Source organism: Pseudoalteromonas sp. MMG013, from assembly GCF_018100885.1.
GTDB classification, from domain to species: domain Bacteria; phylum Pseudomonadota; class Gammaproteobacteria; order Enterobacterales; family Alteromonadaceae; genus Pseudoalteromonas; species Pseudoalteromonas aurantia.
The window spans coordinates 66804-93630 of record NZ_JAGJEE010000013.1 but is presented as its reverse complement, the minus strand read 5'-3'; the positions used below and the strand labels follow the sequence as shown (position 1 = coordinate 93630).

The following is a 26827-nucleotide window of genomic DNA, read 5'->3' as shown; positions in this document are numbered from 1 at the left end:
GTTGTATAGCAATATCATTTAAGCAACCAGTGCTGCACCAGCCTGATTATTTCCCATTAATTGCGCAATATTAGGGCTAGAAAAGTCATTGCCAAAAATAAGCAACATTTCATAAACCTGGGTAATACTCATCACGGTTTTACCACTTTCAAAATTGCTGATGGTGGCTTGATCGACGCCTAACATATTACCCAGCTGCTTTTGAGTAAGCCCTCTGGTTTTACGTAAATTGCGAATCGACTTTTGTAGTTCTTTTTCAAATCGGTTTATTTTGGTTTGTCTTTTTTTAGAGTTGTTTTTCATGTTACACCTCGACCGATGAGTAAAGGGAAGCACTCTGAGGGCTTGCTTTAAGTGCGTCAGAGGACCCAGCTAAAAAGCGCAGCATGGCAAATGCACTTAGGCTAGTTTGTAAGCAAAGGGTGTACAATTTGTTGTGTGGTGCGTTATAAACACCGTTATATCGCGTATTATGCGTATTTATGAACAAATCACCCTGTGATTGATGTTTTGTACAAGAAATATGCGTATCAAGTCGGCACATAAACACTGTACTGGTCGTGTTGATAGTGCTATTAAATCCGTTAATAGGCGGGGTACTCGCTTCGATATCCATGTTAAAGCATTGTATTGACATATTATTTAGCTAATTATGTGTTGGTGTTAATATATTGTGTTATTCGGTGTGGAAAAATCTCCTCATCGAAAAATAAAATACGACGAAATCACAAATAACGTTACAAAATGATGAAATATAAAGAAAATAGTGCAACTACTCGTGAATTTTTGCGGGTAAAACCACGTCATTGTAGTTGCGTAGAGAGCAAAGGCTTTTTATGCGGTTGCACATAATGGTTAAGCTCGTTTACAAGCGGATGAAATGAAGTACATTGAATGTCACGGCCATAAAACCATGCTTTTGAAATCATATTTTTTAAGGCGAACAAGCGTAAGCCAAAGCGGTTTAAACCAGCGCTGAGTAGATTTGATCTCACTGAGCAGCAGAAAGTGTAACTTAACTGATCCCCTTTTTATTTATAGCCCTCGGTTACTCATTGCCAGTCGTTTTTTTATCGTTACAACAGTTTGAGCCAGTTGAGCTAATCATCATCGCCAGTAATGCACCACAACAGAGCGCCCAGCCAATATAAATCAACCCTTCAAAGTTATCGTAGATGAGCGTCCAAGATTTCAGTTCGAAATGGGACCATGCAATATTTTCTAGTAGCCCTAGCAAGTAGATAAGAGAAGCGTAAATGTAAAGCCAATGGAATATGCCATCAAAGTGCGTTAAGGCGATATTGTTAGATTTAGATATGAGTCGAGAGAGTTGTACTCTAAAAATTAATACAAACACTGTGATTATGCTTAAAATAAGTTGAGTACCATAGATGATTGTGCCTTGGAGTAACTTATTGTCGCTGGGCGTGACGTAATTTATTAGGCCACTATCGAATATTGGGTAATTAACGGCTGTTAGAATAAAGATAAACCCAGCAATATGAGTAACATTGATGTCTTTTTTATACACGCCGTAAGCTGCGCAAACACCAAGCAGCAACAAATAAAGAGGGGTGACGATTAAGTGACTCCATAACGGGCTAAATAGTAATATCACTGACATGATGTCTAGCAGCTTTGACTGACCATTTTTACTCGCTTCGCCACGTACTGCTTTTACTTGGTTTAATAATATTGATAAATCGAGTTTGCAAAAGGTAAGCCATTGGAATAATCGTGAAGAGGGGATATCACTCACACCAATTTCATAGTTGTGAATGGTTTTTCTGTCACATTTGAGCTTTTTCGACATGCCTTGCTGCGAAATACCGGCATTGATGCGCATCGCTCTTAAGTCATCACCATCTATCATATTTTTCCTTTTTTAATGAACATAGTATTTTGAAATACAGGGTCTGTAAACCGACGCTGTATACAAGGAGTGTTTACTGAAAATACATGCAGTAGCTCAATGTTAAATAGCTCAATGCTAAATAGAACAAGTGTACCGGGTAAATGTGACTCGATTAGGGAGGAGGAATGGCTGGTGAAATGATCTTGAGGCGAAATGGTTTTGGGATGATGATTTTGGGACAGGCAGTAAGTCGGGAGGTTATAATAACCACCCGTTTATCATTTAAATATAATCGCTTGGAGCGATTAAGTTGAAAGTGATATTTGTCTAAAAAGTTGTAGAAAGAAAGCCGTATAAAACGCGGACGGTATAAATAAATTTGAGGGCGTATCGCTAACGCACAGCTTAACTTACCCGCATTACGCCCTCTTAACTGATTTAAGAAATAGCTTCTTCATCATGATAGTTTGATTTTGTAGAGGTGATCATCATGGCTAGCAAGGTACCGCAACACAATGCCCATGCAGTATAAATCAATCCTTCAAAATTATCGTAAATGAATGTCCAAGATTTCATGTCAAAGTAAGACCATGCGATATTTTCTAAAAGAGCGACAAAGTAGATTGCTGATAAATATATGTACAACCAATGGAATATGCCATCGAAGTGTGTCAAAGCGATACTCTTTGACTTAGAGAAAATACGGGAAAGCTGTACTCTGAGAATTAATACCAGTACCGTCCCGATACTTATAATCAGTTGAGTACCAAAAATTAGGGTACCCCTTATTAGTTGGTTTTCATAGGGTGTGATGTAATCAATTAGACCAGCTTCAAAAATGCTATAATCAATAATATGAATAACGAGCAGAAATAAAGCTATGTGTTTCATATTGATATTTTTTGTATAAACACCATACCCTACACAAGTACCTAAAAGTAGTATGTATAGGGGGGTAACCACTCTATGATCCCAAAGTTGAATATAGAAAATCAGTATTGAGAAAATACTTAGTAAAATTAAATTTGAGACTTTCATTATCTATCCTTGTGAAGTATCGATGGGGATAATAGGTGCATAGTTAGCAACAGGGGGCCTTGTTGGCTTTACTCCTCCAGAACCATTTATCAAAGAACACTTGTTGGAGTTGAGTTCCTGTCGTTTAGTGTATTTATCATTAATACACTGTTCTGATATTTTTTCGGTTGAAGGGCAACTTATTAAAGACGACAACTGTGAAGCTTGTTGAGTAAAAGAGCGTGCTTCTAACTTTTGCCCATTATAGCGAAATACCGACTTTATTAAAAAATTCATATTGTTCAGAGCATTTGATAAGCGCGTTTTTCTCATTTTTCTTCATCCTGTAAGCTTGGGTTTTTTGTACGATTGACTTGATCACGGATCTGCTTAATTTCGTTTAACAAAGATCCTGAGTCTATCTTACAATATACCAGCCACATGAAAAGCTGTTTAGAGCGAATATCACTCACACCTAACTCATAGTTGATGACGGTTTTTCTATCACACTTAAGTTTCTTAGCCATGGTGTCTTGAGAAATACCTGCATTGACTCTCATCGCCCTTAGGTCATCACCATCTATCACATCCTTATCCTTATTTTTTAGGGGAGAAGTTGTTCCATATATACACATACACACTGTTAACAATGAATACTTCAAGGTAAGGAGTGTATCAGTGAAAAACAGCCAAATATTGCGCTTTTAGCCGTATTATGACTTCGGTATACATAATATTTCGAAACGCCCAAAATGTAAACGTCATGTTTACATTTGTTGACAGTGTTTGGCGGTAATTGGCTGAGAATGTGATGGGAGATGAGGTCGAGTTCCGGTTGTTGGCAGTGAGCGCCCCGCGGGAGGGCTGAGAATGGGGTAAGTAAACGCAAGGAGTAAATAGAACTTCCTAAAAAGAGGTATAAAGCCGCCAGCTATTACGACTTTTTAGTGTGGTTTTACTTAGGTGCTAAGCGCGTATTCATGTTATTTACTGGTATTGCGACGTTAAACAACAAGACTAAATGTAGATTTACCCAGATTTTAATTTTGTTACGTTGCGCTTATGTCCCAATTTTATATAGTATTCAAGTATTGCCATTGCGATGAAAAAAAGGATGTAAAATTGCTTAGCTTGCAGCGTCTGTTTATAAAATTGAAAAAGTTAGTATTCCGTGACAATTCAAGTAACCTGCGGATGGAAACAGAGCGGGTAGCAACTGAATGGGTCGCGACTGTCGAAGAGTTGATTCAGTTAAGTAATCACCGAGATGGCTACAAGAGAGAGAATGCCGCTGCAAAGTTAGGTTATTTAGGTGATCCGATAGCAATTCCAAGTTTGCTTCTGCGTGTTAATGATTGGGTGCCACAAGTTAGGGCTGCTGCAATAAAGTCACTTAAAAAATTGATCATAACAGAGCACCTAGACTCAATTATTCAATGCTTGCCACATATATACCATTTAAGAGAGTGCCATAGAGCAGATCACGAACATCTCATCCAGCACATTGAAGTTTTATTGTTGGCGGAATCAAATGAATCTTATTTGCTCGACGGGCTTCATAACGTAAATAGTGATATTGCAAGATTGTGCTTACAGTTAGCAATTCGAAGTCAATTCATTGATGTAGCTAATTTATTGTCGGTTGCGTTTTTAAGCAAAGACGTTTTAGTGAGAATGAACACCTTTCGATGGGCCAAAAAAATGCACCCTGACGAGTTAGAGAGCTATTACTCGTCTTTATTGAAAGACGCATTTATGCCTATTCGAAAGGAATCATTGCGGTATTTACTCTGTGCAGATGATGCTGATACGGTTGCTAAAAATGCTTTATTTGACCACCATACCTCGGTACGCGAGCTTGCCATAAAGTATTGCCTTGAAAATGGCGAAGACGCCGTGTCGTTATATCGGAATAATTTCACAACAAGCGTAAAAACCAAAGCTGCTATTTGGGGGCTTGGCTACCTTAATAGTCATGATGACTTGGAAAAAATCAAATCTTTTTATAACAGTGTAACGCCCTCTTTGAGAAAACAGGCGCTTAATAGTTTGTTAAGACTTGACCCACAAAATAGTGAAATATACCTGCTCAAAGGGTTAAAAGACCCAGCGCCATCCGTATGTAAGAACTCTGCAAAGTTAATTGTGAAGGTGAATGTTCATGTTGGTGTGAATGAACTGATACGCATAATCGACGAATCAGTATACACTCATACTGCATTATCTTGTGTGGCTATTTCTCATCACCTTAACAAATGGGATAGAGCTGTATTTTTACTTTCATGGACAGTAAATGAAAAAATGTCGTCAACGCTTAAAGAAGCGCAATTTGCAGCTGAACTGGGGATCTGGAATAGTGACTACAATCGTTCATTTATACAACCTACTCAAGCTCAAATAGCGACCTTAAAGGCTTTAATGGCGTCTGTAGGTATTGAACAAAAGTCTAAGCAATGGAAAGGTTTAATCAGCACTATTACAAGTACAATTTAGTTGGTTTATTTAAAGGTACTGTTACAGGACCCCCAGCTTCTTCGGCCAGCAGTAAACAAGCTTCTCCTTCTGGTAAGGCATTATCAAGGAAACTGTATGCAACAGAGTTATCGTGATTATTATCAAGCGTTAAGCTTGGTGATATGGGGAAACCGTTTTGCTGCCACACTTTATTGTATTCTAATTTAAGCAAGCCTGTTTCTTTGTTCAATACGAGTGAACCGATTAATCAATCTGAAAATTTTGTGTTTAGGCTGTAGGCATCTAATTTATTATGCATGTGTTAAACCCATTCGTTATCTGCTAAAGAGTGAGAGCTAGGAGTTAATAGCTCTTTTGTCGTGAGTTTGATCCCTAACCCTTGTAAGACTGAAAATACTGCGGATAAAGTGCAATTAGCATTGCCGTTTTCAATACGTGATAGGGTATTTATGCCAATTCCACATAGCGCTGCGCAGTCTGCCAGCTTCATATTCAACTTTGTTCGTTTTGCTTTGATCAGCTTACCAAGTATTGCTGCATCTTCTATGTATACAGAGCTGGGCATGTCTGACACTTTAACGCGATTAGCCATATTGAAAATACTCAATTATTCACCATTAATAGTGATTATATTCGTGGATCTAATACAAGCAATAAAAATTCACCATTATTAGTGAATAAAACAAGTAGTCGTTAGAACGGGAAGTATATTCATCACTATTGGTGAATATATGTTGTACTGCGAGTGATTCAAAAAAACATTCACTGGTAGTGGTGAATTTAGGCTCATACTGATAGCCAAGTCACTGAATCAAAAGGCTCAGAGTTCTGGATTTATAATTGCGAATTATCATTTTTTATTGTTTCAGATCGAGATTACTCAGAATAATTGAGACGCTAAAAACAAAAAATCCCAGTATGACTGGGCTATATCGGGTGATTCTGAATTGATTTAGAGGTTACTCAATATTCTGGATCTGGAACTCGGATAGAGTCCATGGTAGTTCACAAGACCAATAAAATCAGGGGCTGTAGCCAATCGTTAGTTTACCAGCCTAGACGAGTAACCACTTTAGTTACCACTTTCGTCTGCATCCGTCATTTGCACAAATTCGCATGAATTGAACGACTTTATTAGAGCACAACATCCGTTGGGTGAAAACCGTAATATCACTCACCAACTCCTAACGCAGTAAGTCAGATTTTTGCCCTCCGCGATTTATGCTCTCTCTAGGCTTGGTTTTATCCGTTCAAGCGAGTTTTGCCAGTGTCCCCATTTATCAATACAGACCGCGAACGACTTAATAGTAAGATAGTGTCGGTAGCAGGTGTGGACTGAGGGTTTCCAGAAGAGGATCTCGTCGATGTACCAAACCAGGTGCTTCAACCGTATTTGGTAAGGCATCACGCTAAAGCGTTGATTAATCGCCTTGGCGATGCTCACCATGCGCCAGCATGTCAGCTCAACCTGATTGTTACTGCCTTTGATCTTGTGGCGCATAATGCGGAAAACGTCCTTCTCTATTTTTTTCGCTTTCAACTCATTCATTGTGCCGATCCCACATACTGCGCAGCTACCGAAATTCGCGAGTGGCCCAAGAATTTTGAGAGCACTTCTCTGGCGGCTTTATCTTTCTCTTTTGAGACTAGGCGACGGCCAGCAACAACCGGGGCTGGTTTGCCGGTAAGCTTTTTGTATTGGTCACAAGCGAAAGAGGCGCGATTGTCGTGGAATTTGCCGATCAACGCATGAGCGCCTGATTTTTCATACTCCCGGTACAGGGCATTCTTCCAGTCGACATAACTGCCATGTTTGTCGACGAGGCAGCGATGTTTGCCCAGCATGACGTTTGCCGCAGCAAGCGTTCCTAATTGACCAGTTTTCAGTTTTATCAGCCTAGGCGCGGTTCGGCCACCTTTTACACCGCGTTGAATATCAATGTAGCCATTGTTATTAATCGCCTGCTGAAGGCTTCTCCGGGTCTAAAAAGGCCGACTTCTCGAAGCCGCAAACCAAATTCACGCGCGAGAAACACGGCGAGCTTTCCTTCTCCACTGGGCATCAGTTTTAATGCCCGGTCAAAGTTGCTTCGTTCTAGTGAAAGCGGCACCGTGTCTCTGATATGGCTTCTCTCTCCGACTAACTTAGATGGTGACACGTTAAGCGCCGTGTTGCCTCGCATGGTCGATAGCACTACATTGACTGATGATAACTGGTTTTGCGCATAGCTAACCGCTTTTTCACCTGATGCTACCTGGTTAGAAAGATCACTCGCATAAGCAGCAATGTGCTCGGCAGTGATTTTTCTGGCATCGTTAATGCCATCACTTTTGCACCATTGAGCAAATTGATTAAACCTAGCAGCATGACTTGCTCGGGTTGAAAATTTGCCGTCAGCCCCGTAACGGTCATTGAGCGCCTGCTTGCCAGCATAGGCAAGCTGCTTTCCATAGCCAAAATTTCTTGAGTCTTGATTGTTGTGTTTTTTCATGTTTTCCCCTGAATTTGGTTAGTAATAAACCGTTTAAAGGGACGGTCGGCCCACATGAAAGCATTTAAAGCGATGCGGCGGCTTGCCTGTTGAAAGGGGGAAAGCTGATAAGAAATCACCCTCCGGTGGTGTTCTCATCCGTATCTCATCGAGCTCAGAAAGTGGTTTTGCATATTGCAGAAAAAGCGGTATGCAAAACGCTGTGTTCCAAGTTCGGCGTGGGATTCAAGCCAATGCTAAAAACTAGTATCCCCGCCTGTCTCTATTTATGCCGCTCCGCGACAATAGAGACAGGCTCCTGCAACATCGTTGACCAACTTTCTGACACACTTCCCCTTGGTAAGAGACAAGATGAAGGCACAAGGTGAGAGTGAGTAAGCAGAGTTGGGACGATGTGAGGCTGTACGTGACCTAAACGACTGTATTTTTGTTGGACGCGATGCCGCACAAACATTAACGATAGACAGTTACTACCGCAGCAATAGACATTTACCTCTGTTTGCTGAATGTCAGAGGAGCAGTTCTCTGCTAACGAATGATGAAGTTATTTTAGGCGGGCATCGGTGATTATCGGTGCCAAAAGGCGGTGTTTAATAGGCGGTGTTTAATAGGCGGTGTTTAATAGGCGAGTTTTTAAATGTGGCTACTTCAGCGCAATTAAAAAATAAAAAAGTGATTTTTGTTGATGTTTGAATTTTGGAGCGGCAAAGTTGGTTTTGTCGACAGGGTCGGACCCGAAAATAATAACGGCGTGCAAGGGTGCCTTCCAGGAGGAACCACCGAATTCTAGACTAGGTGGCAGGATTGGCAAAAAATGTACGCTGTTATTTTTCGCTCTTTAACAATTTGTTTTTTTGCTTCTGTTGAATACTTCAACAACAAGCTAAAAGATGCCTCCCAAAAAAACTGTATATTTATACAGAATAGTTTACTCTGGGTATTTTGAGTGATATGCTCTCTCATATATTACTCCTTTAGGAAATTACGGTGCTAAAAAAACAAGAAACTATCAATCTAATCAATCGATCGCTCGAAATATATGATCAAAAACAGATTGCAGAATTTCTAAGAGAGCAAACACCTAATGATTGGTGCCGTGAAACTATTAATCGAATTTTGAAAGGAAAGTCAGACAAGAGGTTCACTTTTCGCGAAGCTCGTATACTCGAAGACTTATTTCCCAAAAAACCAGAACACTACGATAATCCGGAGTTCCGTTTTATCGATCTTTTCGCAGGAATTGGTGGAATTCGTCAAGGCTTCGAAGAGATTGGGGGCAAATGTGTTTTTACTAGTGAATGGAATAAATACGCTGTAAGGACATATAAAGCCAATTACTACGCTGATCAAGAGCATAATTTTAATGAAGATATCCGCGAAATAACCCTCTCTCAAGAGGAGGAGGCAACTGAAGAAGACGCTTACAATAATATTGATCAGCATATTCCCGATCATGATGTCCTGCTAGCAGGCTTTCCTTGTCAGCCTTTCTCTCTTGCTGGTGTATCAAAAAAGAACGCTTTGGGACGAGCACATGGCTTTGAGTGCGAAACGCAGGGTACGTTATTTTTTGATGTTTGCAGAATAATTAAAGCCAAAGAACCCTCTGCATTTGTTCTGGAAAATGTGAAAAACCTTCGAAGCCATGACAAAGGGAAAACCTTTAAGATTATCGTGGACGCACTTGATGAACTAGGCTATGAAGTAGCTGACATTGCATTTAATGGCCCGGGTTCTTCTGATCCAAAAATAATCGATGGTGCGAAATATTTACCTCAACACAGAGAGCGTATAGTACTTGTAGGATTTAGAAAGAACCTAAACTTGTCAGAGGGCTTTTCTCTTAAATTAATTAATAAACCTGAGACAATACCTGAACTCCATGAACTACTTGATGACCTCACTGAGGAAGAGTTATCAAAATACACTCTGACACCACGTTTATGGGAATATCTATACGAGTATGCCAAAAAACATAAAGCTAAAGGTAATGGTTTTGGATATGGACTAATTAAGCCGGATACTCCAAATGTAATTACCAGAACGTTATCTGCTCGCTACCACAAAGATGGCTCTGAAATTCTTATTGATCAGGGCTGGGATACCTCATTAGGAGAAATAGACTTTTGGAATAGTGAAAACCAGTCTCGCCGTCCACGTAGACTAAAGCCAAGAGAGTGCGCGCGCCTCATGGGATTTGATGCTCCCGGAAAAAGTGATTTCATCATACCAGTATCAGATACTCAAGCGTACCGTCAATTTGGAAACTCCGTTGTAGTTCCAGTATTCAGAGCCGTAGCTGAGTTGATGAAAGAGAGGATTACCCTTGCTGTTAATAAGAACAAAACACGCAGAAGGGATGCGACTTAGTAATAAATCGAGACTCAACGGTAATATGTTTTACCGGTCTCGAACACCTTCTCAACGACAAACTGTCGATTTTTGTTCTACCTATATAAATTTTTTAAAAAATAGCTTTACAGTTTTTTCTTCCTAAATTATTAGTTATAGTGCCTAAATAACAATAGGTACTTCTCTGTAACTTATTAACATAAATAAATTTTTAATTAACTTTATACAGTGAGACTTTATATGGCTGACTCTGTCACTACTATTACATCACGATCGCAAAATCGTGATTTACTAAATGAACCTGATGCAGCTCGGCTAATTTACGGTCTTCGAGATACTGGCTATGACTTATATACCGCAGCGGCCGATATCATTGACAACTCCATCGCTGCGGGTGCGAGCAATATAAATATAAATATAGAGCTTACGTCAGACGGAAAAAAATTCGTCTTCTTTGGTGATGATGGGCATGGCATGGATGAGAAAGGCCTATTCAATGCTATGAAGTACGGAGCGAAAATTCGTGATGATCTTGCTTCATTAGGGAAATTTGGTTTGGGACTAAAGACGGCATCAAGTTCAGTTTGTTTGAAGTACTCTGTTATATCAAGACAGAATACATCTCAAGAATTACTCAAGCTCACTTGGGATCTCGATCACGTTGCAGAGAAAGACACTTGGGAAATGTTAGATGAACCAGTATCGGCAGATGAGCAAGAGATTTTTGAAGAATTATGCGGTGAGTCTGGAACTCTAGTTGTATGGTCTCGTTGTGACAGGTTACTGAGTAAAGTTTATGATGAGCCCGGTGGCACTAAAGAACAAAATGCAGTCAAGACACGAAGAGCAAAGTTGATTGACCACTGTGCTCTGATCTTTCACAAATACCTTAACCCTAACGAGACTGACCACCGTAATGTAAACATTACCGTTAATGACAAAAAGGTTGAACATTGGAATCCTTTTTATCCTGAAAAATCAGAGCAGGTACTTCCCGATAAGTTAACGACACTCCCGATCCAACGGGAAGATGGTACGGTGCATAATGCCACCGTAAAGGCTTGGATTCTCCCTCATGCTAAAGACATGACGAAAGAAGAGAATAAAAAGCACGCAAAAATTTCCAACCGCGGACAAGGCTTCTATATCCATCGTGAAGGCAGAATTATTCATTACGGTGGTTACCTAGGAATTTGGCGCTCTGATGATCCTCACTGGTCATTACTACGAATTGAATTTGATTTTGATCACGAACTAGATGAAGCTTTTAGTGTGGATGTTAAAAAGAGTCGAATATTACTGGACCCAGCATTAGAAGAGGCTCTTGAAGAGTTATTAAGGCCTGCATATAAAGAAGCAGACCGAAGGTACCGTCGTAAACAAGCTGTTACGGTCTCGGATGGTGTATCACACGGTGATTCAAACAGAACGATTTTAGAAACCAAAAACACCTCCAAGGCAACAGTTGAGTCAGTAGATGAGCAATCAGGCAGCGCCGTCGTATCAAATAATCAAGGGAACGGTATAAAAATACTAACTCCCATTGAGAGCAATGTTGACCCTGATAGCCTTTTTGTTAACCCAGTAGAGGGAATACCGAGTGGTGCACTATGGGAACCCTGTATGACCAGTAGAACAGATACAAACCATTCAACTGGCGTACACTTAAACAAGCAACATGACTTCTACACTAAGGTTTATAGTCAGGCCAAATCTGGAATATCTATTGAAGGGTTAGATTTACTTCTATGGGCTTTAGCCGCAGCAGAACATAAAAATACCGATGAAGAGCTAGCAAATATGTGGGAGGATATAAGAGATGAGGTGTCTTCAAATCTCAAAAAACTCCTGAGAACCACTGATATACCAACTTCATAGACTTCAAATACATATGAAGGACAATGAAATAGAACAAATTCGCGCTTTAATTGAAAAGCAAATAGGCGCGAATATGAAGGGCTCTAGAAATCCCAAAGAGGCTAGGCGAGGTTTGTCTTTTTGGTTCAATAACTACAACAGAAGTAATGGACCAATCTTTTCCATTCGCCCTTCAGGACTTAAAAGGCATATTGTGTCATTTAAGTTCGGGAGTTACGCCGTAGACTGTATAAAACACATTCAAGACAGGGCTTCAATAGAGGACTATGCTCTTGCATATGCCTTTACTAATCAATTAAAGAGTTTATTCGACGTATCTATTAACGGTTCAACTACGACTGATCGCTGGCAAACCTCCTCAGACATCGAAATTAAAGTTACTAGAAAAGTTTCGGATCTTCATGGTTCTCAAGAAATATTGAACACTATAAGTCTGATAATGGTCCCATTAGTTGCCGCGGTAGCAGAATTAATTGGTTATGAAGAAGAAAAAAGAGAAGAAGAGCACTCAATAGTTGAGGGTGGTGTAAAAGAATATTTAGTTAGAAAAAGGGAACGAAGCCCAAGAAACCGCCTACTCTGTCTTTCAATACACGGAGAACAGTGCAATGTTTGTGGTTTCATTCCCCACGAAACCTATGGCAAAAAATTAGCTTCTATTCTTGAAGTTCACCATATTGAGCCGCTTTCAGAAGTGGGGAAACCCAGAGCCTATAATCCGGAAAAAGACCTAATTCCTTTATGTCCAAATTGTCATAGAGCTATTCACAAACGCGTACCAGCTCTGACACCAGACGAATTAAGGGAAGAGATGAATCTATGAGTACTACCCTATCTAAATTAAAGGAAGACTATCGTGAGTTTGATAAATCTACTTTACCTTACGTATTCTCTGAAAGGCTTCAAAATCCAGTTTTACAAATTAATAGAGAGAGCGATAAGTACGTAGCCTCCTTAGGCGCATTTATTCGTAAATCAGGTGTAAGTCAGTTTGTTTCTTGTTTAAGTATTCATCACAACTGGCTACTGGATTCTGAACGCATTAAGCCACTACCATATGATGCACCAGAGTTTGTACTCAAAGCATTAGTGGGAGTAAATCATAAGGACCTAAGTTATCCTGAAGTTCTAAGCTTGATTAGAAATGGAGTAGAGGGCATTGAGGTAAACCTAGGTTTAAGTTTAACGGAAACGGCAAACTGTCGCTCTGCTTCTATGTCACTTTCGGATCCAATTGATGGACTTAATGCCAAATTATACCCTTATCAAGAACATGGTGTTGCATGGTTAAATGATGCGCTTAAATCTATTGGAGGTGCAATACTGGCAGATGAGATGGGCTTGGGAAAAACTCTCCAGATTATAGCTACAATGCTTCTAAATAAACCTTCACATGAAAGCCCTGCTTTGATTGTGTGCCCGACAACTTTAGTTGCAAATTGGTGTAGAGAAATACATAGATTTAGCCCTTCGATGACTATCCTTGTCCATAGAGGCAATGATAGAACTGGTTATTATAGAGATTTAATGAGATCAGATATCGTTGTAACCACATACGATACTGTGGTCAATGACATTTCTATGTTTAAAGGTATTGACTGGACTTATCTAATTTGTGATGAGGCTCAGGCACTAAAAAACCCTGAAGCAAAGCGACGTGTTGCATTGAGCTCATTACCTCGGCGTTACACCATCCCTGTTACCGGGACACCAATAGAGAATTCTCTCATAGATTTATGGTCTCTAGCTGACTTAGCCATTCCAGGAATTCTTGGAACAAAAGAGAATTTTCCTGTGCTTTACCCTGATACGGAAGAAGGTGCCAGAGAGCTTAGCCAGTATTCAGACACCATAATTCTCAAACGACAAGTTAAAGACGTCGCTGGCGACCTCCCATTGCGTACAGATGTAAATATACCTATTGAACTGGAACCTTCGGCTGTTAAGGAGTATGAAAGGATCAGAGAAGAAACGATCTCGGAATATGGCCCAGCAGGGAAACTTGTTGCAGTAGGACAACTCGCAATTTACTGTTCTCATCCTTGGCTACGAGCTAAGCATTTGAAAGCCCAAAATTGGGAAGACCATGTTGAGCTTGTTCCCAATGAAATGCACTCTCTTATGACTCCCAAAATGGAAGTGTGTATTCAGCTACTCAGGGAAGCGACCCGCAACCAAAGAAAAACCCTAATATTTGCGGCTTATAACCATTGCAGCGAATTAATTAAAAAGGCTGCTGAACAAACAACAAATCTAAATGTAAATTATTGGGACACAATTAATGGCTCAACCCCTCAAAATGAGAGGCAATCTATAGTTGACCATTTTACTTCAATTGAAGGGCCTGCGGTGCTAGTTTTAAACCCTAAAGCTGCGGGTGCAGGGTTAAATATTACGGCAGCGACCGTTGTTATTCACTATACACAAAACTGGAATCCAGCATTAGAAATGCAAGCTTCTGCAAGGGCTCACCGGCGAGGTCAAGTAGAACCGGTAACCGTCTACCATCTGTTTTATCAAGGCACTGTTGAGGAAACTATGGTTGAAAGAAGTTTATGGAAAAGGGAGCTAGGCGAGGAGGCTATTCCTATTAGTACGCGTGATGAACAAGATCTTGGAAAAGCTCTAAATGAGAGTCCTATCAAGGAGGAAAAATGAACAAATCATATGAAAAATCTCTATCAAAGAATGATACAGGTGAAACTGGCGGTCACCAAGCAGGAATTGTTGTTCCTAAAAAAAATTCAGAACTTCTCGATTTTTTTCCTGCGCTTAAACATGAAGAATTTAACCCAGATGCTTGGATAGTCTGTGAAGATCCAGACGGCGAAAAATGGAAAATGCGTTATGTATATTATAATGGAAAGACCTTTTCTCCCCCCCAAAGCACCCGCAATGAGTATAGAATAACTTACATGACAAAGTTTTTCTCTAAGTGGGGAGTAAAGTCAGGCGATTCTGTTGTATTTACATCAACCGACAATTCAAACAACTTTAAAATTCATATAAAATCACATAGTAATCAAGGTGAAGATAGCGACTCTAATAGTGAAGTCATTCCAGTAGTGCTCAAAGGATGGCGAAAGGTTTACTAACACTTTGCAATCCAAGCACCTAAACTTCTGGTTCCGCATGAGCACAAAACAAGCAGCTTAAAAAGCTGCTTGTTTCGCCAGCGCCCCTTGAGCCGCCGGTATCAGGTAACTTTTAGCGACACCTGCATCAGTCGCCCCACGTTATCCAATTAAGTGGGCATCCAACAGTCGTTGAAGCGGTGAACTTTACGACAACAAACTGTATGTGCTTATAATAGCGCGAAAGCTTAATGCTACGCTTTGAAATAAGCACTTTATGATGCCCGTTTTAATTTTTATGGCCGTGCACTTTATGCGAGCTGCTGCCGCTGCATGTGCTCCTCTATAGCTGATTGCCGCCATTCTGCCAATCAAAAGGGTCAGAGTCGCTAACTTATAAGCCAGTACTATCATTTTTACTGTTTCATACTTAAATTAACCAAAATAACTCAGACGCTAAAAACAAAAAAGCCCAGTATGACTGGGCTATATTGGGTGATTCTGAATTGATTTAGAGGTTACTCAATATTCTGGATCTGCTCACGCATTTGTTCAATCAATACTTTCAATTCAACCGCTGCGCTGGTGATATCGGTGTTAATTGATTTTGAGGCAAGGGTGTTTGACTCGCGGTTAAACTCTTGCATCATAAAGTCTAAACGACGGCCGCATGCGCCACCTTTTTTAATGATTTTGTGGGTTTCTTTTACATGTGACTTTAAGCGGTCGAGTTCTTCGGCCACATCTTGCTTTTGAGCTAAGTAAATAAGCTCTTGCTCAAGGCGGTTTTCGTCGATGTCGGCTTTTAAGTCTTCTAATTTGGCATTGAGCTTTTCGCGTTGCCATTTGGCGATTTCTGGCATGTGCGTTTCTACAATAGCCACTTGTTCTAAAATTCCGTCTAGGCGGGTGGTGATCATGGTTTCAAGGTTATCGCCTTCGCTGCCACGTGCGGCTTTAAACTCTTCAATGAGTTCGTTAAAGCCTGCAAGTAGGGCTTTATTCACGGTGTCTAGGTCAACTTCTTGTGCTTCCATTACACCTGGCCAGCGCAGAATATCTACTGGATTGATCTCGCCTTGGCTTTGCTGTTGCACCCACTTTGCACTGTTAATTAGCTGCTCAGCTAAGGTTTCATTAATTGATAGCTCACCCACGTGTGCTGGGTTGGCAGTAAACTTTAAATACACTTCAACTTTACCGCGCTGTAAGTGTTTACGTAGGCGCTCGCGTATTACCGGCTCCATACCGCGAAATTGTTCAGGTGCGCGGATAAAGGTTTCTAGGTAACGCTGATTTACTGAGCGGATTTCCCAAACTCCTGTGCCCCAATCACCTTTAACTTCTCGGCGTGCGTAGGCGGTCATACTATGGATCATGTAAAGTTCCTAATCTATTAACAAAATTTCCAGCAGGTATTATAGCTTAATAAAAAATCAACGCAGCAAGCAATTTTCACTCAATGTCGTTGTTTTGTCGATTTCTACATGGCATCGTAAAGGCTGACCCATTATAATGACTGAAATTTTGAATATTAGGGGAACGTGGATGCGTCCAAGTGAAAGAACAGCAAACCAGATCAGACCGGTAACATTTACACGTAACTACACAATACACGCTGAAGGTGCTGTATTAGTTGAGTTTGGTAATACAAAAGTACTTTGTACTGCAACCGTTGAAGCCGGTGTGCCGCGCTTTATGAAAGGTCAGGGCAAAGGTTGGATCACCGCTGAATATGGTATGTTGCCACGTTCTACGCATACTCGTAACAACCGTGAAGCGGCCCGTGGTAAGCAAGGCGGTCGTACTATGGAAATTCAACGTTTAATCGCACGTGCACTGCGCGCGGCGGTTGACTTAAAAGCCCTAGGTGAAAATACCATTACTATCGACTGTGATGTATTGCAAGCGGATGGCGGTACGCGTACTGCATCAATCAGTGGTGCATGTGTTGCGTTGGTTGATGCACTGACGCACATGCGTACGAAAGGCATGATCAACAATAACCCACTTAAATTTATGATTGCAGCGATTTCTGTTGGGGTTTACAACGGTCAAGCAATCTCAGATTTAGAATACCTAGAAGACTCAGAAGCTGAAACTGACATGAACGTGATCATGACCGAAACCGGCAAGCTGATTGAAGTGCAAGGTACGGCTGAAGGTGAACCTTTCTCGTTTGAAGAACTGGATGAGCTATTAGGGCTGGCTAAGCATTCAATTCGTGAAATTATCGACCTGCAAAAGAAAGCATTAGCATAATCGGTTGTTGTTCAAGTTTAGTTATCAGTTAAGTAGGTAAGAATATGAAAGCATATCAAAAAGAGTTTATTGAATTTGCCCTTGAAAAGCAGGTGCTTAAGTTTGGTGAGTTCACCCTGAAATCAGGCCGAACTAGCCCGTATTTTTTTAATGCGGGATTATTTAATACCGGTCGTGATTTGGCACGTTTAGGTCGCTTTTATGCTGCCGCGCTTGAAGATGCAGGTATTGAATATGACTTACTGTTTGGCCCTGCGTATAAAGGGATTCCAATAGCAACCACCACGGCGGTGGCATTGTCTGATCACTATGACAAAGACGTACCGTATTGCTTTAACCGTAAAGAGAAAAAGCAACATGGTGAAGGTGGTTCATTAGTGGGCTCGCCTTTGGAAGGCCGCATTATGCTGGTCGATGATGTGATCACCGCAGGCACGGCTATCCGTGAGTCAATGGAAATCATTGCCGCAGCAGGTGCTGACTTATCAGGGGTGTTAATTGCGCTTGACCGTCAAGAAAAAGGTAAAGCCGAGTTATCAGCGATTCAAGAAGTTGAGCGTGATTTTGGTACTCAGGTAGTATCAATTGTAAAACTGGCTGACTTAATTGTGTATCTTGAAGAGCAAGGTAGCATGGGTGAGCATCTTGATGCGGTAAAAGCATATAGAGATCAATACGGCGTAGCATAACCGCTGTTTGCGTGAACTGCCAAGCTTAAGTTAAACACGCAAATTAAAAGTTTACACTGAAAAATGCCAGTCTCTGACTGGCATTTTTTTATGGTGTTTTATCATAATAAATTGTTGAAGACGGTGGTGGGCGCAAGCTTTTATAGACAGCGTTTATAGAGCGTATTTATTGTAAGCGCGCATAGAAAGTGCAGCACATAATGCGATAAATACGGGTACTCATCACTAATTCAGCCAGAGTGAGCTATTCTTGCCGTTTTTGCACAGCTGTTTTGCAGTTAGGTTTATGGTTTGTTGAGCAGAAATTTGGCATAGTAAGCACCTTGCTGAACAGGGCAGCGTAAATCTTTACATAAGGCACACATTTTCATGGTCTCAACGCTAAATAATAACAAGCATATTCACATATTGGGCATTTGTGGCACGTTTATGGGGGGCATTGCTGCTATTGCACAATCGCTCGGTTATAAAGTCACAGGTTCTGATCAAAATGTGTATCCACCTATGAGTACACAGCTTGAAGCACTTGGCATTGAACTCACCCAAGGATACGACGTTGCACAGTTAAACCCCGCCCCCGATGTGGTAGTAATTGGCAACGCCATGAGCCGAGGTAACCCTTGTGTTGAGCACGTGCTTGAAAAAAACATTCCGTATACCTCAGGCCCAGAATGGTTAAAGCATCATTTGCTGCAAGACAGTTGGGTATTAGCCGTTGCAGGGACCCATGGTAAAACCACCACCGCCAGCATGTTGGCGTGGGTATTGGAGTACGCGGGTTTGCGCCCCGGTTTTTTAATCGGTGGCATAGTACAAAACTTTGGGGTGTCGGCACGGGTCAGTGATACCCCGTTCTTCGTGATTGAAGCCGATGAATACGATACCGCCTTTTTTGATAAGCGCAGCAAATTTGTGCATTACTTGCCCCGCACGCTGATCATGAACAATTTAGAGTTTGATCATGCAGATATTTTTGCTGACTTAAACGCCATTCAAACTCAGTTTCACCATTTGTTAAGAACGTTACCCGCCCAAGGTAAAGCCATTTACCCAGCAGACGATACTGCACTGGTTGAAGTGGTAAAGCGGGGGTTTTGGAGTGAGCAGGAAACTTTAAACGGCGATTGGTCGTATAACTTGCTCGAAGCAGATGGTTCACAGTTTGAAGTGTGCTTAAACGGCCAAGTTGAGGGGCAGGTGGTATGGCAAGCAATTGGTGAGCATAACGTAAAAAATGCCATGATGACCATTGCCGCGGCGCGCCATGTGGGTATTCCTGTCGGTGTAACGATTGACGCGTTAAGTGAGTTTATTTCACCAAAACGCCGTATGGAGTTGCTAGGGGAAGTGAATGGCATCAGTGTGTATGACGATTTTGCGCACCATCCAACCGCGATTAAAACCACGCTGGCAGGGTTAAAAGCCAAAGTGGGTAGTGCCCCTGTGGTAGCCATTTTAGAACCGCGTTCAAATACCATGACAATGGGGGTGCATAAACACACTTTATTGGCATCGCTGAGTGAAGCCGATGAAGCCTATTTGTTTGAGCCTGATAATTTGGGATGGTCGCTGCGAGAAGAAGCCAGCAAGGCTGGGCGTCAGTGCTTTTCGAGTATTGATGAAATCATTCAGCAAGTGTGTGCGCATGCCCAAGCAGGGCAACATATTTTAATTATGAGTAATGGTGGCTTTGGTGGGTTACATCAAAAATTACTTAGCGCGCTCAAAACAACGCGTGTCTTGTCACAATAGTGCGGTTTAATTAATAAGGGTAAATGTCGTGAATAGTTTTAAACCTGCGATTACGCTGGCGTTTAGTGGTGCATCAGGTGCGCCTTATGGGTTGCGATTACTAGATGTATTGGTGGCCATGAATTACCAAGTGTTTGTACTTATTTCCAGTGCTGCACGCGTTGTGCTTGATACTGAGTCAAATGTAAAACTCTCAGGCAATGAGCAAAAAGCCACAGAGCAACTAACGACCATGTTTAATGCCCAACCGGAACAAATTAAGGTGTTTGGCAAAGACAATTGGTTTAGCCCTGTTGCCTCGGGTTCTGCAGCGCCTAAAAAGATGGTGGTGTGCCCGTGTAGTGCTGGAGCTGTTTCAGCCATTGCCATGGGCGCCTCCGACAATTTATTAGAGCGTGCTGCCGATGTGGTGATTAAAGAACGTGGGCAGCTCATTTTAGTACCGAGAGAAACACCATTTAGCTCAATTCACTTAGAAAACATGCTGAAGCTGAGCCAGTTAGGCGTCACAATTATGCCTGCGGCGCCAGGTTTTTATCATCAGCCAGAGACTATTAATGATTTGGTTGATTTTATGGTGGCACGCATTTTAGATCACCTCAATATAGAGCATACCCTGACCAAGCGGTGGGGTTATGGAGAACAAAAATAACATGACGGTTGCATTAGATATAAAAGGCTTGAAAAAAGTCTATAAAAATGGCGTTGAAGCGGTAAAAGGCATCGACCTACAGGTAGAGCAAGGAGACTTTTTTGCTTTGCTCGGGCCAAATGGCGCGGGTAAATCAACCACCATCGGGGTAATTGCGTCATTGGTGAATAAAACCGCCGGTGATGTTCAGGTGTTTGGGCATTCTATTGATACTGCACTTGAAGATGCGAAGGCTGAGCTGGGGTTGGTACCACAGGAGTTTAACTTTAGCCAATTTGAAACCTTAAGCCAGATTTTGGTCAATCAAGCTGGTTACTATGGTGTACCTAGACAAGAAGCCCATAAACGTGCTGATAAATATTTAGCACAATTGGGATTACTGGAGAAAAAAGACAAGCAAGCTCGCACGCTATCGGGTGGCATGAAGCGCCGTTTAATGATTGCTCGCGCTTTGATGCATGAGCCAAAGTTACTTATTTTAGATGAGCCTACGGCGGGCGTTGATATTGAGTTACGTCGCTCTATGTGGACCTTCTTACGTGAAATAAACGAGCAAGGAGTGACCATTATTTTGACCACGCACTACCTTGAAGAAGCTGAACTGCTGTGTAAAAACATTGCCATTATTGATCAAGGGGTGATTGTCGAGAACACCACTATTAAGGCGCTGCTGGCGAAGTTAGACAAAGAAACCTTTGTGCTGGATTTAAAAATGCCAGTACAGCCAGTAGACATTGACGGGTATCCATTTAACTTAACTGACGAGCACACGCTGGAGGTGGAAGTTAAAAAATCACAAAGCTTAAATGAGGTGTTTGCGCAGCTCAGTGCACAAGGCAACACGGTATTAAGTATGCGTAATAAAGCAAACCGATTAGAAGAGTTATTTGTTGGGTTATTAGAGCAAGGGCGCGTGTCATGAGCATTACTCGCTACGGGGTAGCATTAAAAAGTATTTGGATTAAAGAGTGTATTCGATTTTTGCGTATTTGGGTGCAAACATTAGTACCGCCAGCCATCACAATGACGCTCTATTTTGTTATTTTTGGTAGCTTAATTGGCTCTCGTATTGGTGAAATGGGGGGCTTTAGTTATATGGAGTTTATTGTTCCAGGCTTAATCATGATGTCGGTGATCACCAACTCCTATTCGAATGTGGCGTCGAGCTTCTATTCGACGAAATTTCAAAAAAGCATTGAAGAGCTATTGGTTGCGCCAGTGCCAAACTACATAATTGTACTGGGTTATATGGGCGGTGGTATGGCACGAGGCATGCTGGTGGGCTTCATTGTGACCTTGGTATCACTCTTTTTTGTGGATATTCAAATACATAATATTGGCGTGATCGTTGCGACGGTAGTACTGACGTCTGCGGTGTTTGCCCTCGGTGGGTTAATTAATGCGGTATTTGCTAACAGTTTTGACGACATTAGTATTATTCCTACTTTCATTCTGACACCTTTAACGTATTTAGGTGGGGTGTTTTATTCGATCACGCTGTTACCGGAGTTTTGGCAAGGCGTTTCGCAAGCGAATCCCATTATTTATATGGTTAATGCGTTTAGATTTGGCTTTTTAGGGGTATCAGATGTCAACATTTACGTGGCATTTACGGTATTATTGGCATTTATTACTGGGTTATTTATCTTGGCGCTTACTTTAATTCGCCGAGGAGTAGGACTACGTCACTGATGACAGAAGCAAATTCGAGAAGTATTGTCTCAAACCAGCCTAGCTTACATGAAAAGCTAGATGAGATTGTAAATAAACACCTAACGGCTGAGTTTAAAAAGCCCATTGCGGCACATACTCAAAAAGCGTTTGATGAAGTTAATGAGCGTGTTCAGGCTTTTACTGGCGGCATTGTTTTAGACTCATGTTGTGGCGTCGGAGAAAGTACCGCTAATTTGGCGAAACTGCATCCAGATGCATTAATTATTGGCATCGATAAGTCGGCACATCGGTTAGACAAACATGATGTTGAATATAAGCAAACGGAGTCAGGACAGTATATTTTGGTGCGAGCCGACTTGAATGATTTTTGGCGTTTGGCTGTGGCGGCCAATTGGCAGCCAACCCATCATTACTTGCTTTACCCAAACCCATGGCCAAAAGCAAAGCACATTGGCCGTCGTTGGCATGGTGCTGGGGTATTTCCTTTTATTGTTAAACTGGGTGGTCGGCTTGAAGTGCGCAGTAATTGGGATATTTACGTTAAAGAGTTTGCGCGTGCTTTACAATTATCAGGGCATCCGACTGCTGTCGAGCCCTATAGTAGCGACCAAGCCATTACCCCCTTTGAACGTAAATACTGGATGAGTGGTCAGTCGAGCACGCGATTAGTCATAAACCTTTAGTGAGTTAGGTTACGTGAGTCTGTTTTGATGTGAGGGGTCGCTTTGCCAATATAGCGACCCTGCATCATACTCACACCCGCATCAATAAAACGCTGAAACTGTGTTTCATCTTGCACGGCCCCCACAATCAATCTTATATCTCGGTCACTACATAGCTTGGCCAAGTGAGAAATGAATTCAAACACTTGATCATCTCTGTGCATATGCGCCGAAATACTTTCATCGAGCTTGATGGCATCGATATTGAGTTTCATAACTCGGCTGACGGTTAATAAGCCACTGCTTACATCATTAATTAATATTTTCACCCCTTTACTTTTGAGGCCATTAATACAGGTTGCCATTGAATTGAAGTTATTGAGCACCGCCTGCTCATCAAATTCAAAGGTCACCAGTGCAGGTTGCGGGTAACGTCTTAATTCTTGATTAATAAAGTCAATCAGTTGTGGGTCAGTTGCATCTTGATAGCTGAGCTTTAAGCTCCATGCTGTATTGGTTTTTCTGAAGCGAGTGACACATTGCGTCAAAATGTTGTGGGTCATTTTGCCTTCCATACGCGAGCGTGTTACAACTTTTTGATACATATCGGCATTGAGAATTGCACCTTGCTCGTTGATAACACGTGCTGTACAAATGTGTTGCGTAATTTGATTTTTTTGTACGTCAAATCGCGGTGTAAAGTAAGCGACAATACGGTTGTGTTCAAAGGCATTTTGTAAGGTATTGGCCATTGCCAGATGACTCGCTTGTTGCTGTTTCGCCTCTTGGTTGTTGGTGGTGTACATACAGACGGTTTTATTTTGTTGTTTGGCTTGGCGACATGCCACATAGGCGTTGTCTAGCAATAAAGCTTTATTACCTGAGGCGATACCTGCACACAATTGAATATATAGGTGTGGGCTATTTATGACAGGATGGGAGCTTGGAAACTCTCTGATCAAATTATTCAGGTAATGCTCTCCTTTATCGGTGTCGCACATGATCACTAATTTAGAGGTGGCAAGACGGTATACCGGATAAGGATAAGTAAACTCGCTAAAATGGCGCATGACCCGTTGAATGACTTGGTCGCCAATACTCGCCCCATAAAAGCTAATGATATCTTCTAACTCACTAACCCACACAATCGCTAGACTCAGGTGCTGGTTTTGGTTTTTAGCCAAATCACGCTCTAAAGCGATGCGATTAGCAAAGCCCGTTCGGGTATCGGAGGTCATGGCTTTACGATAAAGCAACAAGTAGAGCCCAGCGACGAGCAAAGAAATAAAGAAAAAGAAACTGGCGGTGAGTGTTGCCTTTGCCACGCTTGACCTTAATTGACGTTGCACGTTGTCAATGGTGATATCTGCACCGGCTAAGTAAATTGTGCCGTCTGCGCTCACAAACGGCACTAAAATGGTTTTAAAGTAGCCCCACTGGTCTTCAGAGACTTCAAAAACAGGTTCTGTTGAGCGAAATGCCCCTTTATTAATAACGGTGGCTTCTAAATAAGGGTCTAAGAATTGGGTGACACGACCATTTTCTAAATCTTCTTTGGTGAAGCTGGACGATGTAAAGCGCACATATGGCGAGTCGTAGATCATGGTGTAGACATATTCAACACCTAGCGCTTCGCTAAGTTCGGTTAACTTGGCACTGAGTGATTGAAATTGATATTGCTCAATGTTTTCTAATTGGTTATGGAAATCATTACCGACAATAAGTTGTGCGCTTTTAGCCGCATATAATAGGCGCGTATCAATATCATCCATAATGGCTTGGCGTGTTGTATGGTAGGTATACCCAACATAAGCCGCAAGGCTTGCAATAAAGGTAGAGAACCCAATAAATAGCCAAACAACGAGAGAGGTCCTTCTGAGCATATAATTCCCTTTTTAATCCTGTCCCTTAATTTTAAACTTAGAAGCTAAAGCAATGCAAAGGATTGATAGCACATATTGATATTATTTTTACTATTTATAAACTTAAATATACATGTAAATTTCAATAAAGTGTCGTTATATTTAAATGATAATGTCACTAATCATTAAGGTATTTCGCGACTTTTCAGCGTTCAAAGCGAGACAAACCTAGCAACTTGAAGTAAAGTTAGCCATTTCGTCATAACAAACTTACGGGCATTGTGGTAAACGCAATAGATCTGTAGGGGTAATTAGGTAGCAAGATGGGTCCAAAGCGTTGTGCTGTCGCTTCTGAAGAAAGTTTGATGCGTATTTTTACGGTGCCAGAAGCGCCAGATTCGACTCTGAGTAAGATAGAGTTAGAAATCTCTAATAATTTAGCCGGGTTCTTAAATGAGAACATCGCGGCCATTGAGAAGCCTTTACATGAAATAGAAAAGGACTTTCAGGATGCTGTGATCCCCGAAGAACCAATGTTTGTGTCTGACTATGCGCAGGACATTATGGAGCAGTTGGTTGCCCATTCAGTGCACACTGCCGCACCGAGCTTTATCGGGCATATGACCTCAGCGCTTCCTCATTTTGTGCTTCCACTGTCGAAATTGATGGTAGGTTTAAATCAAAACCTCGTAAAAATCGAAACGTCTAAAGCATTCACCCCATTAGAGCGCCAAGTTTTAGGCATGATGCATCACTTAGCCTATGGTAACGAGGCCAGTTTTTACGATAAATGGATGCACAGCGCGAAAACATCATTGGGCGCGTTTTGCTCTGGTGGCACCATTGCCAACATTACCGCGCTGTGGATCGCACGAAATCGTTTGCTCAAAGCCGATGGCGAGTTTAAAGGCATTGCCGCACAAGGTGTGCTAGCAGGCATGCTGCATTACGGTTATAAAGGGTTAGCAGTGTTGGTGTCAGAGCGTGGCCATTACTCATTGGGTAAAGCCGCTGACATTTTGGGGCTAGGGCGAGATAATTTTATTGGTATTCCAACCCGAGATAACAACAAAGTTGACGTCGAAAAAATGCGTGAAAAAGCGTTGGAACTGCAAGCCAAAGGCATTAAGGTATTAGCCTTAGTGGGTGTGGCAGGCACAACAGAGACTGGCAATATTGATCCGTTGAATGAGATGGCAGATCTCAGTACGGAACTGGGGTGCTATTTTCATGTCGATGCCGCTTGGGGCGGAGCGACCTTGTTGTCAGACAATAACCGTTATTTACTCACTGGTATTGAACGCGCTGATTCAATTACCATTGATGCACACAAGCAAATGTATGTCCCTATGGGGGCTGGGCTGGTGTTATTTAAAGACCCAGCGGCCGCGGATGTAATAGAGCATCATGCTGAATATATTCTACGTAAGGGCTCAAAAGATTTAGGCAGTCATACATTAGAAGGTAGTCGTCCGGGAATGGCGATGCTGGTACATGCCTGTATGCGTGTGATTGGCCGTAAAGGCTATGAAATGTTGATTGATAAAGGCATCGACAAAGCGGGTTACTTTGCCGAACTGATAAAAAATGATCCTGACTTTGAACTTATTTCTGAACCTGAGTTGTGCTTATTAACGTATCGGTATGTGCCCACCCAAATAAAGCGCGCCATTACACAAGCGGATGAAGCTGAGCGCATTGAAATATATGCAGCGTTAAACCGCTTTACTGCGAGTATGCAAAAGCGCCAGCGTGAAACGGGTCGCTCATTTGTTTCACGTACTCGGTTGACACCACCACAATATGACAATCAACCGACGGTGGTTTTCAGAGTGGTGTTGGCAAACCCGTTAACGTCTAAAACAATTTTGAAAGAGATTTTAGCCGAACAAAAAACTTTGGCGCAAACAGATCCCATCTTTAAAAAGTACTTGGCAAAGTACCTGTAGTATTCAGGTATTTTCTCACAATCTAATCTAAGCCAAACCAGCGAATGGTTAGATTGTGCTTAACCCCCTGAAAAGTGCACAATAATACGTAAATATGCTTCCATGAATAAAATAGTTCCTACTTTCTTGAATTATTGCGTATGCTTAGTAGAGGTATAAAAAGTGTTTGTTGTGTGTATTCT

General features: G+C 41.6%; 26 protein-coding genes. 14 read left to right on the top strand and 12 right to left on the bottom strand.

Annotated features, from left to right (window positions below):
- Nucleotides 1-18: 18 nt before the first annotated feature.
- The 5 genes from J8L98_RS13415 to J8L98_RS13395 all read right to left on the bottom strand — a co-directional run bounded on the left by J8L98_RS13415 (nt 19) and on the right by J8L98_RS13395 (nt 3459).
- Nucleotides 19-303, bottom strand: coding sequence for a helix-turn-helix transcriptional regulator (locus tag J8L98_RS13415; protein ID WP_210996833.1), 285 nt, complete (start codon nt 301-303; stop codon nt 19-21).
- A 745-nt stretch (nt 304-1048) separates the two neighbouring features.
- Entirely contained in the window at nt 1049-1873 is an 825-nt protein-coding gene (locus J8L98_RS13410) for a helix-turn-helix transcriptional regulator (protein WP_210996832.1), read from the bottom strand.
- Between the two features lie 420 nt (nt 1874-2293).
- Complete coding sequence (locus tag J8L98_RS13405; protein ID WP_210996831.1) at nt 2294-2893, bottom strand: hypothetical protein; 600 nt, start codon at nt 2891-2893, stop codon at nt 2294-2296.
- 3 nt (nt 2894-2896) lie between these two features.
- Complete coding sequence (locus tag J8L98_RS13400; RefSeq protein ID WP_210996830.1) at nt 2897-3205, bottom strand: hypothetical protein; 309 nt, start codon at nt 3203-3205, stop codon at nt 2897-2899.
- The gene (locus J8L98_RS13395; protein WP_210996829.1) at nt 3202-3459 is read right to left on the bottom strand and encodes a helix-turn-helix transcriptional regulator; all 258 of its coding nucleotides are present in this window, start codon (nt 3457-3459) and stop codon (nt 3202-3204) included. The genes J8L98_RS13400 and J8L98_RS13395 overlap by 4 nt, the downstream gene beginning before the upstream one ends.
- 535 nt (nt 3460-3994) lie before the next feature.
- Here J8L98_RS13395 and J8L98_RS13390 point away from each other — a divergent pair.
- Complete coding sequence (locus J8L98_RS13390) at nt 3995-5365, top strand: HEAT repeat domain-containing protein (protein WP_210996828.1); 1371 nt, start codon at nt 3995-3997, stop codon at nt 5363-5365.
- Here J8L98_RS13390 and J8L98_RS13385 read toward each other — a convergent pair.
- The 5 genes from J8L98_RS13385 to J8L98_RS13365 form a co-directional block, all read right to left on the bottom strand.
- Nucleotides 5349-5591 carry a HipA N-terminal domain-containing protein gene (locus J8L98_RS13385; RefSeq protein WP_348771907.1) on the bottom strand — a complete coding sequence of 81 codons (243 nt, stop codon included), beginning with the start codon at nt 5589-5591 and terminating at the stop codon, nt 5349-5351. The genes J8L98_RS13390 and J8L98_RS13385 overlap by 17 nt on opposite strands.
- Before the next feature lie 57 nt (nt 5592-5648).
- The gene (locus tag J8L98_RS13380; protein ID WP_247682551.1) at nt 5649-5954 is read right to left on the bottom strand and encodes a helix-turn-helix transcriptional regulator; all 306 of its coding nucleotides are present in this window, start codon (nt 5952-5954) and stop codon (nt 5649-5651) included.
- A gap of 612 nt (nt 5955-6566) precedes the next feature.
- Nucleotides 6567-6896, bottom strand: a complete 330-nt coding sequence (locus J8L98_RS13375; protein WP_210996826.1) for a hypothetical protein — start codon at nt 6894-6896, stop codon at nt 6567-6569.
- Nucleotides 6893-7192, bottom strand: coding sequence for a hypothetical protein (locus tag J8L98_RS13370; protein ID WP_210996825.1), 300 nt, complete (start codon nt 7190-7192; stop codon nt 6893-6895). The genes J8L98_RS13375 and J8L98_RS13370 overlap by 4 nt, the downstream gene beginning before the upstream one ends.
- A 74-nt stretch (nt 7193-7266) precedes the next feature.
- Nucleotides 7267-7839, bottom strand: a complete 573-nt coding sequence (locus J8L98_RS13365; RefSeq protein WP_210996824.1) for a hypothetical protein — start codon at nt 7837-7839, stop codon at nt 7267-7269.
- Nucleotides 7840-8826: 987 nt separating this feature from the next.
- Here J8L98_RS13365 and dcm point away from each other — a divergent pair.
- The 5 genes from dcm (at nt 8827) to J8L98_RS13340 (ending at nt 15164) form a co-directional block, all read left to right on the top strand.
- Entirely contained in the window at nt 8827-10209 is a 1383-nt protein-coding gene (gene dcm, locus J8L98_RS13360; RefSeq protein ID WP_348771905.1) for a DNA (cytosine-5-)-methyltransferase, read from the top strand.
- Nucleotides 10210-10431: 222 nt separating this feature from the next.
- A complete protein-coding gene (locus J8L98_RS13355) occupies nt 10432-12069 on the top strand; it encodes an ATP-binding protein (protein ID WP_210996823.1) in 1638 nt (545 codons plus the stop codon).
- 13 nt (nt 12070-12082) lie between these two features.
- Complete coding sequence (locus tag J8L98_RS13350; protein WP_210996822.1) at nt 12083-12892, top strand: HNH endonuclease; 810 nt, start codon at nt 12083-12085, stop codon at nt 12890-12892.
- The gene (locus J8L98_RS13345) at nt 12889-14727 is read left to right on the top strand and encodes a DEAD/DEAH box helicase (RefSeq protein WP_210996821.1); all 1839 of its coding nucleotides are present in this window, start codon (nt 12889-12891) and stop codon (nt 14725-14727) included. Before J8L98_RS13350 ends, J8L98_RS13345 begins: the two co-directional genes overlap by 4 nt.
- On the top strand, nt 14724-15164 hold the full coding sequence (locus J8L98_RS13340; protein ID WP_210996820.1) for an EcoRII N-terminal effector-binding domain-containing protein: 441 nt from the start codon (nt 14724-14726) through the stop codon (nt 15162-15164). The genes J8L98_RS13345 and J8L98_RS13340 overlap by 4 nt, the downstream gene beginning before the upstream one ends.
- A gap of 497 nt (nt 15165-15661) precedes the next feature.
- Here the strand turns inward: J8L98_RS13340 and J8L98_RS13335 are convergent, their stop codons facing one another.
- A complete protein-coding gene (locus J8L98_RS13335; protein ID WP_210996819.1) occupies nt 15662-16522 on the bottom strand; it encodes a YicC/YloC family endoribonuclease in 861 nt (286 codons plus the stop codon).
- 169 nt (nt 16523-16691) lie between these two features.
- Between J8L98_RS13335 and rph the strand changes: the two genes are divergently transcribed.
- The 7 genes from rph (at nt 16692) to J8L98_RS13300 (ending at nt 22855) form a co-directional block, all read left to right on the top strand.
- Nucleotides 16692-17405 carry a ribonuclease PH gene (gene rph, locus J8L98_RS13330; protein WP_210996862.1) on the top strand — a complete coding sequence of 238 codons (714 nt, stop codon included), beginning with the start codon at nt 16692-16694 and terminating at the stop codon, nt 17403-17405.
- A gap of 44 nt (nt 17406-17449) precedes the next feature.
- Nucleotides 17450-18094, top strand: coding sequence for an orotate phosphoribosyltransferase (gene pyrE, locus J8L98_RS13325; protein WP_192505989.1), 645 nt, complete (start codon nt 17450-17452; stop codon nt 18092-18094).
- Nucleotides 18095-18463: 369 nt separating this feature from the next.
- Nucleotides 18464-19846, top strand: a complete 1383-nt coding sequence (mpl, locus tag J8L98_RS13320) for a UDP-N-acetylmuramate:L-alanyl-gamma-D-glutamyl-meso-diaminopimelate ligase (protein ID WP_210996818.1) — start codon at nt 18464-18466, stop codon at nt 19844-19846.
- Between the two features lie 28 nt (nt 19847-19874).
- Complete coding sequence (locus tag J8L98_RS13315) at nt 19875-20498, top strand: flavin prenyltransferase UbiX (protein ID WP_210996817.1); 624 nt, start codon at nt 19875-19877, stop codon at nt 20496-20498.
- A 1-nt stretch (nt 20499) separates the two neighbouring features.
- Complete coding sequence (locus J8L98_RS13310) at nt 20500-21420, top strand: ABC transporter ATP-binding protein (RefSeq protein ID WP_210996861.1); 921 nt, start codon at nt 20500-20502, stop codon at nt 21418-21420.
- Between the two features lie 2 nt (nt 21421-21422).
- Complete coding sequence (locus J8L98_RS13305) at nt 21423-22190, top strand: ABC transporter permease (RefSeq protein ID WP_210996860.1); 768 nt, start codon at nt 21423-21425, stop codon at nt 22188-22190.
- Nucleotides 22190-22855: an SAM-dependent methyltransferase gene (locus tag J8L98_RS13300; RefSeq protein ID WP_192505986.1), complete on the top strand. Its 666-nt coding sequence runs from the start codon at nt 22190-22192 to the stop codon at nt 22853-22855. Before J8L98_RS13305 ends, J8L98_RS13300 begins: the two co-directional genes overlap by 1 nt.
- Here the strand turns inward: J8L98_RS13300 and J8L98_RS13295 are convergent.
- The gene (locus tag J8L98_RS13295; RefSeq protein ID WP_210996816.1) at nt 22852-24717 is read right to left on the bottom strand and encodes a GGDEF domain-containing protein; all 1866 of its coding nucleotides are present in this window, start codon (nt 24715-24717) and stop codon (nt 22852-22854) included. The two genes, J8L98_RS13300 and J8L98_RS13295, sit on opposite strands and share 4 nt — an antisense overlap.
- A gap of 302 nt (nt 24718-25019) precedes the next feature.
- Here J8L98_RS13295 and panP point away from each other — a divergent pair, with 302 nt between their 5' ends.
- A complete protein-coding gene (gene panP / locus J8L98_RS13290; protein WP_210996815.1) occupies nt 25020-26645 on the top strand; it encodes a pyridoxal-dependent aspartate 1-decarboxylase PanP in 1626 nt (541 codons plus the stop codon).
- The last annotated feature ends 182 nt before the right edge of the window (nt 26646-26827 follow it).

Coding starts and splice junctions, on each gene's coding strand:
- J8L98_RS13415 (WP_210996833.1), bottom strand. CDS start 303: ATGAAAAACAACTCTAAAAAAAGACAAACCAAAATAAACCGATTTGAA.
- J8L98_RS13410 (WP_210996832.1), bottom strand. CDS start 1,873: ATGATAGATGGTGATGACTTAAGAGCGATGCGCATCAATGCCGGTATT.
- J8L98_RS13405 (WP_210996831.1), bottom strand. CDS start 2,893: ATGAAAGTCTCAAATTTAATTTTACTAAGTATTTTCTCAATACTGATT.
- J8L98_RS13400 (WP_210996830.1), bottom strand. CDS start 3,205: ATGAGAAAAACGCGCTTATCAAATGCTCTGAACAATATGAATTTTTTA.
- J8L98_RS13375 (WP_210996826.1), bottom strand. CDS start 6,896: ATGAATGAGTTGAAAGCGAAAAAAATAGAGAAGGACGTTTTCCGCATT.
- J8L98_RS13370 (WP_210996825.1), bottom strand. CDS start 7,192: ATGCTGGGCAAACATCGCTGCCTCGTCGACAAACATGGCAGTTATGTC.
- J8L98_RS13365 (WP_210996824.1), bottom strand. CDS start 7,839: ATGAAAAAACACAACAATCAAGACTCAAGAAATTTTGGCTATGGAAAG.
- J8L98_RS13355 (WP_210996823.1), top strand. CDS start 10,432: ATGGCTGACTCTGTCACTACTATTACATCACGATCGCAAAATCGTGAT.
- J8L98_RS13350 (WP_210996822.1), top strand. CDS start 12,083: ATGAAGGACAATGAAATAGAACAAATTCGCGCTTTAATTGAAAAGCAA.
- J8L98_RS13345 (WP_210996821.1), top strand. CDS start 12,889: ATGAGTACTACCCTATCTAAATTAAAGGAAGACTATCGTGAGTTTGAT.
- J8L98_RS13340 (WP_210996820.1), top strand. CDS start 14,724: ATGAACAAATCATATGAAAAATCTCTATCAAAGAATGATACAGGTGAA.
- J8L98_RS13335 (WP_210996819.1), bottom strand. CDS start 16,522: ATGATCCATAGTATGACCGCCTACGCACGCCGAGAAGTTAAAGGTGAT.
- rph (WP_210996862.1), top strand. CDS start 16,692: ATGCGTCCAAGTGAAAGAACAGCAAACCAGATCAGACCGGTAACATTT.
- pyrE (WP_192505989.1), top strand. CDS start 17,450: ATGAAAGCATATCAAAAAGAGTTTATTGAATTTGCCCTTGAAAAGCAG.
- mpl (WP_210996818.1), top strand. CDS start 18,464: ATGGTCTCAACGCTAAATAATAACAAGCATATTCACATATTGGGCATT.
- J8L98_RS13310 (WP_210996861.1), top strand. CDS start 20,500: ATGACGGTTGCATTAGATATAAAAGGCTTGAAAAAAGTCTATAAAAAT.
- J8L98_RS13300 (WP_192505986.1), top strand. CDS start 22,190: ATGACAGAAGCAAATTCGAGAAGTATTGTCTCAAACCAGCCTAGCTTA.
- J8L98_RS13295 (WP_210996816.1), bottom strand. CDS start 24,717: ATGCTCAGAAGGACCTCTCTCGTTGTTTGGCTATTTATTGGGTTCTCT.
- panP (WP_210996815.1), top strand. CDS start 25,020: ATGGGTCCAAAGCGTTGTGCTGTCGCTTCTGAAGAAAGTTTGATGCGT.